The organism is Algoriphagus sp., from assembly GCF_030694375.1.
Taxonomy (GTDB): Bacteria; Bacteroidota; Bacteroidia; order Cytophagales; family Cyclobacteriaceae; genus Algoriphagus.
In genome coordinates, this window is sequence record NZ_JAUXYL010000038.1 from 235,940 (window position 1) to 251,899 (window position 15,960).

At 41.2% G+C, this 15,960-nt stretch carries 14 protein-coding genes; 7 read left to right on the top strand and 7 right to left on the bottom strand.

From position 1 onward, the window contains the following. Positions 1–20: 20 nt before the first annotated feature. Together aroQ and Q8M62_RS12780 are read left to right on the top strand one after the other, a co-directional pair. The gene (gene aroQ, locus Q8M62_RS12775; RefSeq protein ID WP_304902222.1) at positions 21–449 is read left to right on the top strand and encodes a type II 3-dehydroquinate dehydratase; all 429 of its coding nucleotides are present in this window, start codon (positions 21–23) and stop codon (positions 447–449) included. Then, positions 446–1,501, top strand: a complete 1,056-nt coding sequence (locus tag Q8M62_RS12780) for an aminotransferase class V-fold PLP-dependent enzyme (RefSeq protein WP_304902221.1) — start codon at positions 446–448, stop codon at positions 1,499–1,501. The genes aroQ and Q8M62_RS12780 overlap by 4 nt, the downstream gene beginning before the upstream one ends. Before the next feature lie 435 nt (positions 1,502–1,936). Here Q8M62_RS12780 and Q8M62_RS12785 read toward each other — a convergent pair whose 3' ends face one another. From Q8M62_RS12785 to hemW, 7 genes are all read right to left on the bottom strand, one after another. After that, positions 1,937–3,301, bottom strand: coding sequence for a peptidylprolyl isomerase (locus Q8M62_RS12785; RefSeq protein WP_370690579.1), 1,365 nt, complete (start codon positions 3,299–3,301; stop codon positions 1,937–1,939). A 44-nt stretch (positions 3,302–3,345) separates the two neighbouring features. After that, the gene (locus tag Q8M62_RS12790; RefSeq protein ID WP_304902220.1) at positions 3,346–5,340 is read right to left on the bottom strand and encodes a peptidylprolyl isomerase; all 1,995 of its coding nucleotides are present in this window, start codon (positions 5,338–5,340) and stop codon (positions 3,346–3,348) included. Between the two features lie 98 nt (positions 5,341–5,438). Next, positions 5,439–5,852, bottom strand: a complete 414-nt coding sequence (locus tag Q8M62_RS12795; protein ID WP_304902219.1) for an ATP-binding protein — start codon at positions 5,850–5,852, stop codon at positions 5,439–5,441. A gap of 2 nt (positions 5,853–5,854) precedes the next feature. Further along, positions 5,855–6,187: an STAS domain-containing protein gene (locus tag Q8M62_RS12800; RefSeq protein ID WP_304902218.1), complete on the bottom strand. Its 333-nt coding sequence runs from the start codon at positions 6,185–6,187 to the stop codon at positions 5,855–5,857. 29 nt (positions 6,188–6,216) lie between these two features. Then, positions 6,217–8,289 (bottom strand): GAF domain-containing SpoIIE family protein phosphatase, encoded by a 2,073-nt coding sequence (locus tag Q8M62_RS12805; RefSeq protein ID WP_304902217.1) that lies wholly within the window; start codon positions 8,287–8,289, stop codon positions 6,217–6,219. Positions 8,290–8,385: 96 nt separating this feature from the next. Next, positions 8,386–8,697: a DUF721 domain-containing protein gene (locus tag Q8M62_RS12810; RefSeq protein ID WP_304902216.1), complete on the bottom strand. Its 312-nt coding sequence runs from the start codon at positions 8,695–8,697 to the stop codon at positions 8,386–8,388. 124 nt (positions 8,698–8,821) lie between these two features. Continuing rightward, entirely contained in the window at positions 8,822–9,943 is a 1,122-nt protein-coding gene (gene hemW, locus Q8M62_RS12815) for a radical SAM family heme chaperone HemW (RefSeq protein WP_304902215.1), read from the bottom strand. 45 nt (positions 9,944–9,988) lie between these two features. Between hemW and Q8M62_RS12820 the strand changes: the two genes are divergently transcribed. From Q8M62_RS12820 to gldK, 5 genes are all read left to right on the top strand, one after another. Beyond that, entirely contained in the window at positions 9,989–11,689 is a 1,701-nt protein-coding gene (locus Q8M62_RS12820) for a hypothetical protein (RefSeq protein WP_304902214.1), read from the top strand. Between the two features lie 14 nt (positions 11,690–11,703). Then, the gene (locus tag Q8M62_RS12825; protein ID WP_304902213.1) at positions 11,704–12,813 is read left to right on the top strand and encodes a DUF4271 domain-containing protein; all 1,110 of its coding nucleotides are present in this window, start codon (positions 11,704–11,706) and stop codon (positions 12,811–12,813) included. Positions 12,814–12,847: 34 nt separating this feature from the next. Beyond that, entirely contained in the window at positions 12,848–13,621 is a 774-nt protein-coding gene (locus tag Q8M62_RS12830) for a uroporphyrinogen-III synthase (protein ID WP_092730891.1), read from the top strand. A gap of 74 nt (positions 13,622–13,695) precedes the next feature. Continuing rightward, entirely contained in the window at positions 13,696–14,676 is a 981-nt protein-coding gene (locus Q8M62_RS12835; protein WP_304902212.1) for a type IX secretion system membrane protein PorP/SprF, read from the top strand. A gap of 168 nt (positions 14,677–14,844) precedes the next feature. Then, the gene (gene gldK, locus Q8M62_RS12840; protein WP_304902211.1) at positions 14,845–15,939 is read left to right on the top strand and encodes a gliding motility lipoprotein GldK; all 1,095 of its coding nucleotides are present in this window, start codon (positions 14,845–14,847) and stop codon (positions 15,937–15,939) included. Positions 15,940–15,960 lie beyond the last annotated feature (21 nt).

Consider the following 15,960-nt stretch of genomic DNA (forward strand, 5'->3'; position numbering starts at 1 on the left):
AAGCCTTAACCTATCCTAAATTGAAAATCCAAATCATCAACGGCCCCAACCTTAACCTGTTGGGGAAACGTGAACCCGAAATCTACGGAAGTCAAAGCTTTGAGGCTTATTTTGAGCAGCTTCAAAAGCGCTTCCCTCAAGTGGAACTCCATTATTTCCAAAGTAATGTGGAGGGAGAATTGATCAATAAAATCCACGAAGTGGGTTTTAGCTTTGATGCTATTCTACTCAATGCAGGAGGTTACACGCATACTTCGGTCTCGATTTCGGATGCTATTTCAGGCGTTACCACGCCGACGCTCGAAGTCCATATTTCCAACATTTACAAGCGGGAAGAATTCCGTCATAAAAGTATTATTTCCAAGTCTTGTGTAGGTATGATCTCAGGCTTAGGGCTGAAAGGCTACGAACTCGGGGTTACCTATTTTCTCAATTCTCCAGACCTATGATTACTTTTGCTCCGGGCCCGTCCAAAGTTTACGACGCGCTTCCACACTACATGCAGGATGCCTTCGATCAGGGAATCCTAAGCGCAAATCACCGCAGTGGTGCATTCATGCAACTCTACCAGGAGACCGAGCAGCTCATGCGCGAAAAACTCCACATGCCGGATGACTATAAGTTGTTGTTCACCTCTTCCGCAACTGAGAATTGGGAGATTATTTCCCAATCTATCGTGGAAAGGGCCAGTTTTCATATCTATTCCGGTTCATTTGGCAAAAAATGGTTTGAATATGCCAAGCATATCGTTCCTGCTTCTTCCGCTTTGAAACTTGAGGCCAATCAGGCAGTGGATATTGCCGGTTTAGAAATCAGCGAGGAGTTTGATGTGATTGCGATTACCCAAAATGAAACCGCAAACGCCTCTCAGGTTCCTATGTCGGTCATCGAGGCGATTGGAGGGAAATTTCCTGAGAAAATGATTGCCGTTGACACTACATCCAGCATGGGTGGCATTGAGATGGACTTTAGCTTGGCGGATATTTGGTATGCATCGGTGCAAAAGTGCTTTGGTCTCCCGGCGGGACTTGGAGTGTTGATTGTTTCTCCTAAAGCCATTGAAAAGGCCTTACAGAAAGGTGAAAAGGGGCGATACAACAGCCTTAACTTTATGTTGGAAAATGCAGCCGGATTCCAAACCCACTACACCCCGAATGTTTTTGGGATTTATTTGCTCAACAGGGTTTTGGAGGATCTCCCTGAAATCCAACATGTGGATGCCCGATTGAGAGCACGGATGAAAAATTTGGAAAACACCATCGCGCAGTCAGAAAAATTCAGAATGTTGGTAGATAATGAGCTGACCCGGAGTACCACCGTAATGGGAGTAGCAGGATCGGAGGAGTTGATTTCTGCTGTGAAAAAGGCTGCCGAAAAAGAAGGCATGCAATTGGGGAGTGGCTATGGGCCTTTAAAGCCTACGAGCTTTCGAATTGCCAATTTCCCCGCAATAACAGACGCTGAATTTAATCGACTGATTACCTTTTTGAAAAATTATTAAGATTTCCCCGAAAGGGATGGGCTGGAAACTACTGACCCCAAAAAGTTAAAACCTTTTGGGGTCAGATTGTATTTTTATGATCTAATGGTCAAAAATAGTTGGCGAAATCCCGTCTAACGTGCTATTATTTAGATAATTACAAGTATGTTGATGAAATCGGTTTCAATAAGATTTTTTGTTCACAAAAAACTTTAGAAAACGATGTTCCCTTTTTACTTCAAAACTCCTACATGAAAAGGTTTTTGGAGCCATAATACAAGAAGAATGAAGCAAAAAAGCCCTTCTAAACTAAATAAACCTACAATTTGAAGGTGTTGGTTCCGCTATGAATAAGTTGCTCAAAACGCCTCTTAGAAATTGTCCATTGAGATATACAAATTTTCTCGATCAAAATCACCAACTATTTTTGACCACATTACCATTTTTATTGGAATTCTAATTTCCTTTCAGTGCATTGCATCGGTCGTAAGCAGGATCAATGTCAATAAATACATCTTCCTTAGCAGTAATGAACCACTTATCGAGAATTTCGTCTTCTTTTCGACGTAGCGTGGCAGCCTTCATTTTTTCATAATCAGCTTCCAAACTGGCCCGGTGTGCAGGGTATTTTGCCTGATAGTACAGAATTCTCACTTTAACTCCCTCTCTTGGGTCTTCAAATCGAATCGGTCTGGTAATACTTCCCACTTTCATGGTATCAATGGTGAAATAGAGCACAGGATCCTCCAATGTTCTGAGCGAAAGGCGATTTGAATTTGTAGATGGGTCAGTGAAAAATCCTCCATTATCAGAGGTACCTCTATCGTTAGAATACTCCTTTGCTGCTTTTGCGAATTCGATTTTACCTGCTTCAATTTCCCGCTTTAGGCTGTCAAGGTAACGTTCGGCTTTTAAGATATCCTCCTCGCCCGGAACAGGAATTTTTAAAATATGGCGGGTATTGTAACTCGTTCCTTTTATCTCAAGCAATTGGATCATGTGGAAACCAAACTGGGTTTCTACCGGATCACTGATTTCTCCCAAGCGAAGCCCCAAGGCTGTAGATTCATATTCGGGGGCTAATTCGCCCCTGCGGAAAAATCCGAGATCTCCTCCTTGTGCACCGGAACCGGGATCTTCAGAATGTTTCTTTGCCAGATCAGCAAAATCTGCTTTTCCATCCAGAATATCCTGCTTGAATTGGGTAAGCTGAGCGATCAGCTGTTCCCTTACTTTCGGACTTACTTCCGGTTTTCTTACTATTTGTCCTACTGTAGCTTCGGAAGTAAACAGGGGGAGTGAATCTTTGGGTATGCTGTAAAAAAATGCCCGTACGTCAGCAGGAGATACCGTCAGCCCTTCTGTGATCTTCGATCTCATTTTGGATACAATCATTTGCTCTCGGATGACATCTTCGATTTCTCCTTTGAGTTGTTCAGCAGTTTTTCCATAAACTTGGATCAACATGGCCTCATCTCCACCAAACTGCTGCATGACGGAATTGAATCGACTATTTACCTGAAGCAAAACCTCAGGTTCTGTAACCAGTACGGAGTCGATTTCAGCTTTGGCCACCATAAGCTTATTGATCATTAGGCTTTCAAAAACCTCACAGCGCGTTGGCGCAACTATTCCTTGTTGAGCTTGCGCAAGGGCTTCGATATAGGTCTGCTGGACTTCAGATTCAAGGACAATATTGTTGTCAACTTTTGCGACAATCTTATCTATGACTTGGCCGGTCGGTGGAGCTTGCTGTGCAAGAGCCTGACTAAGAGCCATCGCTCCAAAAACGCTAAGAATAAGTCGGTTTAGAAATTTCATGATGTTTGGTGATCTTTGATTTCCAGAATTGGAAATCATTTAAATTATTGATTCAATGCCAGAAAAGCCTCTTCCTTGGCTTGAGCGTTTATCTGGATTGGGTACTTTCTTTTTAAGGTATCAGTGAGTGTCTTATCTAGGTATTCTTGATAATCCCTGATTACCAGACCCCTTGATTCTTCGAATTTCCGTGGTTCGGCAGGGAATTTTTGACCTAGCGTAACCAAGTAGGTTGACCCATCCACTTCAATCTCCTGGAAGGTCTGATTTAGATTGACTTTGGAGAGGATCTTATGATCAGCGTATTCGAAAATACCGGATTCAGTCTGGTAAGCCAATGGGGCATTAGCCTTGAAGTTTGCTTCAAAACTTTGAATCAAGGTTTGGTTGAATCCGTTCCCTTGCAGTACCTGACGGGCATTTACAAGTTGGGTTTTATCCAAAACCTTCACTATATACGCCTCTACGCGGTTTTTCCACTGATACCGAGAAATATTTTTTCTATAAAATTCCACCTGACCAATCGAATCAGTAATTCCTTTTTGCCAGACTTCCTGATTCATCAGAGAGAAAAGTAAAATTCCATCCCGGTATTCCTTGAGCAGCATTTGATACTCTTTGTTATTTGCCTCCAGGTCTTTTTCCTCTGTTTGGGCTAAGGTGCTTGCGACAAAGCGATCGTACCAAATATCAAAAGTTCCACCTTTTACCTTTGGACTTATCTCCTCTGCTTTTATGTATGCCGCTAGATCTGCAGCCTTGAAGGTTTTGCCCTGTAAGGTGAAAAGTGGGGAGTTTTCCAGAGACCGACTGATCAGTACCGGTTCAAAACTTGATTTATTTGTTTGGTTAAGCGCTTGGGCCAGCAAAGCTACCGAGGCATCGTTCTCTACAAATCCATAGCGTGCCTTTTGGATAGCAACCACCTGAGACTGAATCATCCCGGAACGAGAATCCCTCAATATTTTTGAGCGGATTGATTCTTCCATTTCTTCAAAGGAGTCAATGGGCTTTTTTTCCTCAAGACGTAGAATGTGGTAACCATATTGGGTTTTCAATGGAGGAGATATTTCACCAATCTCGGTAAGCGAAAAAGCCGCCATTTCGAATTCAGGGATCATATTTCCAACGCCAAACCAAGGGAGCATACCCCCTCTTTGATTTGTTGCGGGATCTTCGGAAAAGGTCTTCACTATATCCTCCCAAACCGTACTTTCCTTTTGGATTTCCGCATAGATATCTGATATTTTTCTTCGGGCGTTTTCTTCCTGAGTCTGATTTTCCGCGTCAAAGCGAACTAAGATGTGCGAAACTCTTACTTGTCCGGGATTTGGCTGACGGTCTTGTACCTGAATGACATGGTACCCAAAATTGGATAAAACGGGATCTGAGAGTTGGCCAACTTGAAGATTGAATGCGGCATCCTCAAAAGGCTGCACCATCTGAAGACTTGTAAAGTAACCCAAGTCCCCTTTGTTTACTTTGGAAGAGGGATCATCAGAATATTGGACGGCCAATTCATTGATGTTGCCCCCATTTTCGATTTCAGCTTTGACTTTCAATGCCATTTTGAGAACAATCAGGCTATCATTCGAACTCGCATTCGGAGGGAATTGAAAGAGTACGTGACTAGCTCTGACCACTTCCTGCATTCTGGAGTAAGCTTTTCGAAGCTCGCCTTCCTCGAGAGAGTTTTTGATCAGGTATGGGTAAATGAGCGTTTCTTTAAATGAATTGAATTCTCTCGAAAATTCTTCAGCTTGATCAAGACCTAAGGCTTCGGCCTCCCGAACTTTCAACTTATAATTGATAAAAAGGTCAAGATTTTCCTCGAATTCTTCACGGCTAACTCCCGATTTTGGAGTGTCTGTATTTCTCCCTTTGGATATGAGATAGACTAATTCGTCTATGTCTACAGGCTTCCCGTCAAGGGTAAGCAGCGCCTCCTTTGAGTTTTGGGCCAAAACAGGCAAAGTGCTGCCAAGCAAGCAAACAAATAAAAGAGAAAATGTAAATGCCGAAACGGTTCGGTGATTCATGGACTTGATGGCCGATTTAAGGTGCAATGTTACAAATTTATCAGTAATTCGGGTTCAATGACTTAATGACTGGGCATTTAACTGGCATTTAACCAAAATTAGGAGCGAAACCACTTGATCAGGCGGCAAGTATTGGTGCCATTCTCAGATTCAAATTCTATTTCGTCCATAATCTTCTTTACCAAAATGATGCCTAAGCCACCTTTTCGCTTTTCGAGCATGACTTCTTTTAAGTCTGGACTTTTATAATTCAAAATATTAAATGCTTTGCCCTGATCGGAAATTTCAAAAATCAGTTTTTCAGCAGAATCAATTATTTCTAACTGAATGCTGTCCTGAGGATTGCAGCCGTGAGAATGGATAATCAGATTGGCACATACTTCTTCCACAGCCAAGGTAACTTGATGCTTCTCGTTATCATTGAGAGCTACACTTACCAATGCCTGCTGGATAAAAGATCTTAATCCCGAAAGGGCCGAAGTTTGGCAAGCAATATTAAGACTGTATTTCATTTTTAATCGGCAAATGCAGCGGCTCTATCTTTATAAATAGGGATCAGTTGATCCAGTCCCAAAATTTTAAACACTTCAAATACTCTTGGAACCAAATCACAGATTTTCATACTGATTCCATTCTCTTGAAAATCCTCCAAGTAGGACATGAATACTCCCAATCCAGCAGAGGAGATGTATTCCAGGTTTTTGCCGTCTATTAGTATAGATTTTGAACCGCCGTCCACCAGTTCTTGGATTGCCTCATCAAGGATCACAGAGTTACTAGCATCCACTTCGCCGAAAAGGCTGAGGATTTCACTATGATTTTCTGTTGTTTTTTCAATACGAAGCATGTCTTTGGGGTTCTTTATACAAAGTATTCTTAATTTATGGGATCTTGGAATTTCACGACCATCATCGAATAATCATCGTCGATTAATCTATCCCCTCCCACAAAAACGTGAAGGGATTCGATAAGTTGGTTTTGAATTTCAAGAGGGGACTTTTTATGGTGTATTTCCACCAAACTACGGATACGTTCAAATCCAAACTGCTGTCCTTTTTGGTTTTTTGCTTCTACGATACCATCAGTAATTAAAACCAGAATATCACCTGACTCATAGTTGAAGGTTTTTTCGTGAACGTGATTTTCGTACTGCTTGTTTCTTAAAATTCCCAAACCCAATCCATCAAAGAGCATAAATTCAGATTTATCATCTTTAGCTTTATAAAAGAGGGTAGGAATGTGACCTGCGCGGGCATGGCAGATTTTTTTCTCCGCTATATCGATAAAGAAGATAGATGCGGTGATGAAATGATTTTTCCCCAGGCATTTGCTCAAAGCTGAATTTGCTTTTATCATAAATTGAGCAGGACTCAGATTAAGCTGAATAAGGCTATGAAATACGCCTTTCATCTGAGACATGTGGAATGCCGCCGAGGTTCCTTTTCCCGATACATCCCCGATGATGAGTACGTATCGATTTTCATCCAGTTTAAAGGTGTCGTAATAGTCACCACCTACTTCGTCTGCAGCATTTGAAAAGGCACAAATTCCAAAAGAATCAGGATGATCCAATTTGGTGGGGAGTAATGCTTTTTGGACGCGTTGAGCAATTTTTAATTCCTCTTGGTATCGCTCGTTTTGAATCGCCTGATTTAGAAGCCGGTGATTTTCCACTGCGATACATGCTTGCCGGACAAAAGTGCTGATGATATTTACCATTTCCTTATTGAATCCGTCTCGTACTTCTTTGCAGAGTACCATTCGTCCTATTGCCGTTTTATTGATCACGATTGGGACCAATAGTGTGGATTCGTAACGGGGATGGGTAAGTTTAACGGTAAGCGGCTGAAGCATTTCCGGCTTGTCGGTGGTAGCCCAGTCTGTTGCATTTTTTTGGTTTTTGATCAGCGCTGAAAGTTCATGCTTGGTGGGTTCATCCAGAAATCTCAATTGATTCGTTCCGATAATTTGTTCTTCAGGGTTTATTTCTATCCAGGCAGCATCAGCATAGGAAGCACTCATGCAGCTGTCCAGTAGAATGTCCAGTACCTGCTCTTCATTTTCTCCGGGTTGAATAGATTGGCTGAGACGTTGGAAATTTATGGCTTCGGTCAGTTTTTGTTCAAAGACCGAAGAGGTGGGGAGATTGAACAAAGTGACTAAAAAACTAAAAAGGGCGTAGATGAAGATAAAGCCAAATAAGGCCATTAGAAATAAGTTGTCAGTCAGATTAACCTGATATGTCTCTGCCTCAGAATAGGCCATGAAACGTCTAAACAGGTAACCAATACAGACTAAGATAAAGAAAAGGAAAAGCAGGGACTTCCATTTTTCTTTGAAAGTGAGGTAGGGAATCCATTTCAAATTTCCGGACAGTACTGCCGAAATGATTAGCAGGATGACCATTCCAAAAAAGAAGCTGTAATCAAAATTATTTTTGTTGAAAAAAACAAAAAACATGGCGACCAGCATGGCAAATTCGAAAGCCTGCCACTGCTTGACCACTTTCTTGCTCTTTTGATAAAGTATCAAATGCTTCCACAGCAAGGCTGAAGAAATCAGAAAAATAGTCGTGAGGGCAAAATTAACATGGTAGAAAAAATTCTTCAGAAAAAGCTCCGAGGCCAGCGTGCTGTCTCCTAAAGACATATAGAAAAGTTCTATCAAAAGGGCTACGCCACTTGCGAAGATCCCCGTCGATGCGGCCCTCCACAAGAGATTCAAGAAATCGCTTTGGATGTTTTTCTCTATTGAATAGCTGTAGAATCCATATAGGGTAAAAAAGAAAACAATCTCCAAGATCCAAGTGATCTCGTCTGAAATCCCCGAATCGATCTCGTTGATCATGCCAAATAGCCTAACCAAATCCACAAACAACAAGGCAAGCCACACCAGGATGGCGAGTAGCAGGCTAAGTTTACCTATATGGATTGAGGGTAGTTTGATCATTGGAACAATACCGCAATAATACTGAAACTGAATTAATCCTTATTATTCGGAGGATATTCAATTGGCCCAGTCCAGTTAAAAATTGTCAAAATGAGGTTAAAGACAAATAAGATCTTCGACCACGCCTTTTCCCACTTTATCCTCGATCAGAAGCAGAACTTTGGAGCGGTTTAGCATCAGTTCTTTTTTGACCGGTCCGGAGCTGAGTTTTACAAAAAGCTTCTTCTCCCTGATAAATACAGCGGTCGTTCGGTCTGAAATGGTCTTTCCCACAATTTCTCCCCAAGAACTAATCAGCTGTTTTTCTTTGAATTTATCTTCTAATCGATACGCTTTGAGTAACTCATTGAACGCTGCCTCCAAAGGTGCAGCTTCCTTTTTTCTCCCCGGATTTGAATTGTAATTCATGTGTTTATGATTTGATTCTAAAGGGCAGATTTGCAGGCAGGCAGGTGGATTGCCTTGGATAATCATCCCCTATTCAAAGCTCGCGTATTGCCTGTTTGATTCAACCAGGCTCGATTTTATGAATTCAGATGAACAGTTCCGCTGCGATACTGTCTGCCAGCAACTTTCCCCTTTTGCTCAAAGATAGGATTTTACCATCCCATATTAGCCAACCCATCTTTTCTAATTTCTCAATCTCTTTTCTTTTGCTATTCAGAATATCGACACCATACTCACTGCTTAATTCGGCTGGCGAAAGTCCCCAAATCGTACGCAAACCGGTAAGAATTCTGTCATTTACCTGATCTTCCTTTGTGGAGAGTTCTAATTCAAAAGGACTTGTGCCAGCTTCCAACTCTTTAATGTAGCCGGCATTTGAAGCCGGATTGAAACCGCGGTTTTTTCCGTCAAAGGAATGAGCGCTGGGACCTACGCCGAGGTATGGAACACCCGTCCAATAATTTGTATTGTGCAAGGCAAATTGACCTGACTTGCCAAAATTTGAAATTTCGTATTGGATGTATCCTGATTTTTCTGATTGCTCCTGAAGTAGTTCAAACTGCTCAGCCACAAAATCTTCTTCTGCAGGCTGAAATCGACCCTTTTCAGTCCATTTGCCCAAAGCAGTTTTTGGTTCTACGGTAAGCGAATAAGCGGAAATATGCCCCGGATCCTGGCGAAGTGCTTCTGTCAGATCCTTCTCCCAAATAGAATGATCTCCATATGGAAAGCCATAAATCAAGTCAATGGAAAACTTTTCAAACCCGGCGTCTCTCCCCCGATAAATCGCTTCCAAGGCCTCAGAGGCAGAATGAGCGCGATTGTAAAATCGTAATATTTCTTCCTGAAAACTCTGGATACCCAAGCTCAATCGATCAATGCCCAATTCTTTCCAAAACTTTAAATTTTCAGCAGAAAGGTCATCTGGATTTGCCTCAAGTGTTACTTCCTGCAAGTCTGTGCGAAAAGTTGTTTGAATTTTTTCCAGTAAAAAATTCAGGTTTTTTTCCGAAAGGAGAGAAGGGGTACCTCCTCCCAAGTAGACGGTTTTGATGGGTTGTCCGGCGAGATAATCTTTACGTATTTCGAGCTCTTTACCGATTGCTTTCACGAGTTGATCCATTCGGTTCAGATTGGTGCTGAAATGAAAGTCGCAGTAATGGCAAGCTTGCTTGCAAAAGGGAATATGAATGTAGATGCCTGCCAAGTGAATTCAATTAACTTGCGAATATAAACAATCCCAAATAGCGCCTTGAAGTCACTTTTTTTGACAGTAGTTAGTTGGTTGACTTTTAGCCAGGCAATTTGTCTGGGTCAACAGATCATTCAAGTGGAATGGACTGAATCTCCAACCTCGGAAATCAAAAAAATCAGAGAATTTGGCACGTTCACTGAAGCGGGGAAATTGACTGACTCGGTTTCCTTAATTTTCAAGTCCGAGGGGTACTTAGAAGGGTATTTTAGGGAGAAAATTTTTAACGACACGTTGCGCTTGACTTGGGATTTTGGCCAACTATTTCGGTGGGAAAAAATTGAGTATGGAAGCGTTCCCGAAGAATTTTTTGCATCCTTGGGAAAGCCGAGGTTAAGCTATCAAGCGCCTTACCAGTGGATTGATCGCGCCCTTAGCTATGCCGAAGACACAGGATATCCCTTTGCCGAATTAAAAATAGATAGCTTGACCATCAGAGATAATCTGATCTCCGGAGTGTTGGAATACAACTCTGGCCCAAGGATCACTTGGGATAGCTTGGAGATTGCAGGGGGAAGTAAAACAGATAAGCGATATCTTCAGCAAGTTACAGGCTTGATCCCAGGTCAACCCTTTTCACAAAAAGACCTGGCAAAAGCCACTCAAACCATTCGTAAATCACCTTATTTCACGGTTGTTGGGGCACCTGAATTGGCATTTCAGATGCGGCAGGCAAAGCCCATTTTTATGCTCCAAGATCGAAGAGTCAATGTATTTGACGGGGTTATTGGGCTTTTGCCTAATGAGAATGAGCTAGGAAAAGTCTTGATTACCGGGGAAGTGGATCTTCAATTGTATCATCTAGGAGGGAAAGGCAGGGATTTCTCTCTTAATTGGCAAAGGTTGAATATTCAATCCCAATCTCTGGAAATTAACGCTAAAGAATCTTTCGTCTTTCATTCCCCATTGGATGTTGGGGTAGGTTTCTCTTTGCTTAAACAGGATTCCAGTTTTGTGAATCGGACGTTTGAACTGGATTTTGGATATCGGATATCAGATAAAGCCTATTTGAATTTCTTTACAAAAAGGCAAGCAGGAGATCTGATATCACCCGAAGACTTCATTCCTAATCAGGCCTTGCCTGCCTCGATTGACTACAGATGGAATCAATACGGGATCGGAATGGATTGGAATACCCTGGATTCACCAGTTTCTCCAAGAAAGGGCAGCAGAATTCAAGGTAGGTTTTCTTTAGGCAATAAGCGAATCCTGCAAAATACGGGACTACCTGAGGAATTATATGATGGGCTTGAAGAATCCTCTGCGCAGTATCAAGGGTGGTTTTCAGGAGAAAAACATCTGTTTGTTAAACCTACCTGGGGAATGTGGTTTAGAGGAGTTGGGGGATTTCTTCAAAATCAGAATTTGTTCCTCAATGAGCTTTATCGGGTAGGTGGATTGAAAAGTCTTCGTGGATTTAATGAGAAAAATTTCTTTGCAAAAAGTTTTGGCTATCTCAATCTCGAACAGCGCTTATTTTTTGATCAAAATTCCTTTCTGATTGTTTTTGCTGACCTTGGTATCATCGAAAACCCATATAATTCTCCCAAGATTGACCATCCATTTTCATTTGGCACGGGAATCAATTTGGACACTGACGGAGGATTATTCAGTTTTGTACTTGCGATAGGGAAATCTGACATCCAAGCCTTATCGTTTTCTTATTCCAGGATTCACTTTGGGTATCTGGCTAGGTTTTAGAGGGTGAAAAATTTATGTCTAAAATTCGACTACTATTCTTTTTTTACTTTCTGCTGAGTACTGCTTCGGTAGCACAGGTGTTGGAAAATTATGACGGGCAATGGAAATCTGCACGGGAGGAATCTTGGTTTGGAAGCAACAATCAGATTGAGCTAAAACTTGATTTGACTGCATTTCCCCAATCTGAATTTCAGATCAAATTACCTGCTAAATCCACTGTTTTTATTGATCAAAAACTGTGGCAATTGACGACAGGCGATACGGTTTTTTATAAGTCGGTCAATGAATTGAAGGCCGAGTTTAGAAAAGATTCAGTGGACTTCACAGTGGTAAGTCCTAATCTGGCCCCGATGAATGTGGGAATTAAGAAAGTAATAGGGCGGATTGATGGGGTTGATTCTAGCGTAAATTCAGAGGAAATTCCGCTCTCGGCACGATTCGTCCCCCAGTCTGTGAAAGATTTTTATTTTACAGGCCTATTTGTGATTATTTTTTTCCTCGCCTTGTATAAGCTTGCCTACCCATATTTGTTGGCAGTGATGCTTCAGCCCTTGGCAGTAATCAGTGCTGAGGACTTTTCTGAAAGCGGCAACCTTCAAAAGTTTTTTTCATTTGATATTATTTTCTACCTCTTGATTGTGGGGATGATGATTTCGCAGACTGCTGTTACAGGTTTGGTGATTTTCAAAAAAGACTGGCTGGAAACATGGATTGGATTGGATTTTTCTTCACTCTTGCTGATTTGGCTACTTGGCGCATTTGCAATATTGGTATTGACCATCTTTAAGTTTATCGGTATCCGCGTGATCTCTTACTTATTTGATTTGGGAAAGGCGGAGTTTTCGCATTTTTTCTACCTTTTGAGATTGGTAGTTTTTGGATTTGCCTTAGTATTGTTGGTGGGGGCTTATTTTGTTGCCAACAATTTTTCGGAACTGGGATCTGCTCTTACGATTTTAATTACGAGCTTCTTTTGGTTTTATATTTTCGGAGTAGTGGGTTTATTTCTTATTATGATGAATAGACTGAGTTTTAAGAAATACCATTTATTTACCTACCTTTGTATCGCTGAATTAGTACCATTTCTAATCTTTTCAAAGTGGATTATGTTTCTTGGTCTATGAGGTGTTTTAACCAAAAATTAAGGAAATAACTAGCATGAGTGCAACTCCAAAAGATCGCTTTAAGCCAGTAAAAAGTATTCTAGTTTCCCAGCCAAAACCTACTGATGTAAATTCTCCCTACGTCCTGCTTTCGGAAAAGTATAAACTAAAAATAGACTTTAGACAATTCATTAAGGTCGAGCCTGTTCCGCCAAAAGAATTCCGAAAGCAAAAGATTGATATTTTGAAGCATACGGCAGTCATTTTTACAAGTCGGAATGCCATCGATCACTTTTTCGCGATTTGTAAGGATTTCAAGATAGAAATGCCTGCTGAAATGAAATATTTCTGTATTTCTGACCAAACTGCACATTACCTCCAAAAGTATATTGTCATCCGAAAGCGAAAGTTATTCGTTGGGCAGAAGACAGCTGAGGATCTTTTTGATTACTTCAAGAAGCACAAAAACGAGAAGTATTTATTCCCATGTTCTGATATCCGAAAGGATGACATACCTGGATACATGGAAAAACATGGTATTGCATTCACTGAGGCCATTATTTATCATACGGTTGCAGCAGATTTGACTGATCTGGCAGATGTTAAATATGATGTTTTGGCCTTCTTCAGTCCATCAGGCATCAAATCCCTAAAACAAAACTTTCCGGATTTCGTCCAAGGAAACACCAGAATTGCTGCATTTGGTCCTACTACAGCACAGGCTGTTCGGGATTTAGATTTGATTTTGGATATTGAGGCGCCAATGCCAAATGCGCCAAGTATGACGGGGGCTTTGGAGCTTTATATCAAAAAGGCCAATAATTTGTAAATCTTAAAATCATTTTCTGTGGTTTTTCAGTTTAAATTCATGTACTATTTAAGAATGGGAAAGACTACAGCCTGATGAATACCAAAAGCCGCTTGGACAACTTTTTAAAAATAGGAATCGTGCTGATTCTGCTTTTAAATGCAGTAAGCGCATATGGCCAACAGGACGCACAGTTTACCCAATACATGTACAATGGTATGTTTTACAATCCTGCTTTAGCGGGGAAAGAGGGAGGGTATCGTTTTTCTGTACTTCATCGATCCCAATGGATCAACTATACTACCAGTTCAGGACAAGGAGGGGCGCCTATCACTCAGTTGATCACCGCAGAAGGAAGGCTTGAGGGTAAAAATATAGGGTATGGCCTATCCATTGTCAATGATCAGATTGGAGCGGCGGGAAATCTTGAGATAAACCTGAAAGCGGGCTACCATAAAAAAATAAACAGGGCCACATTAAGTTTTGGGGGGTATGCCGGAATATTTTCGAGCTCCTTGGATTATGGGGAAATTATTGTTGTCAATCCTGAACCTACTCTACCGAACGCAGGCAAAGAAGGTCAATTAGCGTTGGATTTTGGAGCAGGTATTTTGTATGATCGAGGGCATTATTATTTGGGACTGAGTTCAAAACACCTAAATCAGCCAGCATTTGATTTTGGAGATGGAGCCTACGCAAATCAGTTAAAAAATCATTCTTACGTATTGTTCGGTTATAGAATCAGACCGATAGGTCAATTGAGAATAGAACCAAGTTTGTTAATCAAAACCGTATCGTTTAATAATTTTTCTTATGATGTCAGCGTTATGGCAACACATCAGAATAAGATCAATGCAGGATTGGCGTATCGTGGCGAGGAATCTATTTCTTTGATTTTGGGATATAGTTTATTGAGAGACAATTCTTTAAAGCTTGGTTATGCATTTGATTTAGTCACTGGAGGTTTGGATGCCAAATCCCCTACCAGTCACGAGTTAATGCTTAGGTATGTTCTTTCGTCCTCCAACCGAGAGATAGAACGTGTTATTCAAAGAACCCCAAGATTTAGATTTTAAATCTGATTCTCGTTAAAATGCTTTACAGCAAAAGCCGATTACGTTTCGTTTACAAAAAGGTTTATAATTGGCAGGTTATTTGCATTATTGGGGTTTATTCGCCTAAATTTCGAATTAGGATTAAGATTTGTGTTGAGCAAAAATTTGATGATTTCAAAAACGTCATTTATGTATAAAAAAATGAAAATTCGCTTAGTCCCGATAACTTTGGGCCTAGCTTTAGCAACCCTTTTGCCAGGTTGCGGGCTTTTTAATAAGAAGGGATCTGCAAGTGAAAAGTCCAACAGGCGAGGCGAGGTTACCGGGGTAGCCAAAAGAGCCAGCTGGCAGCAAAATCTTCCGATAGACATGGTGCCCGTGAAAGCTGGTACTTTTTGGATGGGACAATCTGATGAAGATATTGCCTACACGCAGTCCGCTATGAATAAGCAAATCACTATTTCTGAATTTTTTATGGACAAATACGAAGTGTCCAATAACAAATACAGACAATTTTTGGAGGCTGTTAAAAACGGAGAGTTAGCCACCGGCACCCCCACTACGCTAAAAGATCCACCCACATTTAATTTTGAGGAGCTTAAGCCTGACACTACAGTGTGGTCTACAAGCTTCTCTTATCATTATGGAGATCCTTTGATGGAATTTTATTTTGATCACCCAGCTTTTGATGATTATCCTGTTGTAGGAATTACTTGGGATCAAGCACAGCAATACTGTGTGTGGAGAACCTATCATCTCAGGGCTAATGATGACTCTGATTTTGATGTTCCTTCTTTTAGACTTCCTTCTGAGGCAGAGTGGGAATATGCAGCAAAAGGCGGTAAGGATGTCGCTAAATATCCTTGGGGAGGCCCTTATCTTAAAAACAAAAGAGGTTGTCTTATGGCAAACTTCAAACCGGGTAGAGGTAATTACATTGACGATGGCTTTGCCTACACTGCTCCTGTAGATGTGTTTTCCCCAAATGGGTTTGGACTTTACAACATGTCAGGAAATGTGGCAGAATGGGTAATGGACGCCTACAAAGCTACCTCAAGAGTGGACACTTGGGATTTGGATCCAGTATACGATGATCCTAATGAACCAAGAAAAATTATTAGAGGCGGAAGCTGGAAAGATATTGCCCATTATCTAGAAACTTCTACCCGTACTTATGAATATCAAGACGTGGCACAAGCACACATTGGATTCAGAACGGCAATGACTTTTATTGGTAGATCAGGATCGATGGACGTGAAGTCTTCAAAGCGCTCAAAACGATAACCCAATTTTCAAAAAAAAACC

Bases quoted from the DNA above. Each gene is read 5' to 3' on its own strand.
- Q8M62_RS12805 (WP_304902217.1), bottom strand. From the start codon at position 8,289: ATGATCAAACTACCCTCAATCCATATAGGTAAACTTAGCCTGCTACTC.
- Q8M62_RS12800 (WP_304902218.1), bottom strand. From the start codon at position 6,187: ATGCTTCGTATTGAAAAAACAACAGAAAATCATAGTGAAATCCTCAGC.
- Q8M62_RS12785 (WP_370690579.1), bottom strand. From the start codon at position 3,301: ATGAAATTTCTAAACCGACTTATTCTTAGCGTTTTTGGAGCGATGGCT.
- Q8M62_RS12810 (WP_304902216.1), bottom strand. From the start codon at position 8,697: ATGAATTACAATTCAAATCCGGGGAGAAAAAAGGAAGCTGCACCTTTG.
- Q8M62_RS12835 (WP_304902212.1), top strand. From the start codon at position 13,696: ATGAATACCAAAAGCCGCTTGGACAACTTTTTAAAAATAGGAATCGTG.
- Q8M62_RS12780 (WP_304902221.1), top strand. From the start codon at position 446: ATGATTACTTTTGCTCCGGGCCCGTCCAAAGTTTACGACGCGCTTCCA.
- Q8M62_RS12795 (WP_304902219.1), bottom strand. From the start codon at position 5,852: ATGAAATACAGTCTTAATATTGCTTGCCAAACTTCGGCCCTTTCGGGA.
- gldK (WP_304902211.1), top strand. From the start codon at position 14,845: ATGTATAAAAAAATGAAAATTCGCTTAGTCCCGATAACTTTGGGCCTA.
- Q8M62_RS12825 (WP_304902213.1), top strand. From the start codon at position 11,704: ATGTCTAAAATTCGACTACTATTCTTTTTTTACTTTCTGCTGAGTACT.
- Q8M62_RS12830 (WP_092730891.1), top strand. From the start codon at position 12,848: ATGAGTGCAACTCCAAAAGATCGCTTTAAGCCAGTAAAAAGTATTCTA.
- Q8M62_RS12790 (WP_304902220.1), bottom strand. From the start codon at position 5,340: ATGAATCACCGAACCGTTTCGGCATTTACATTTTCTCTTTTATTTGTT.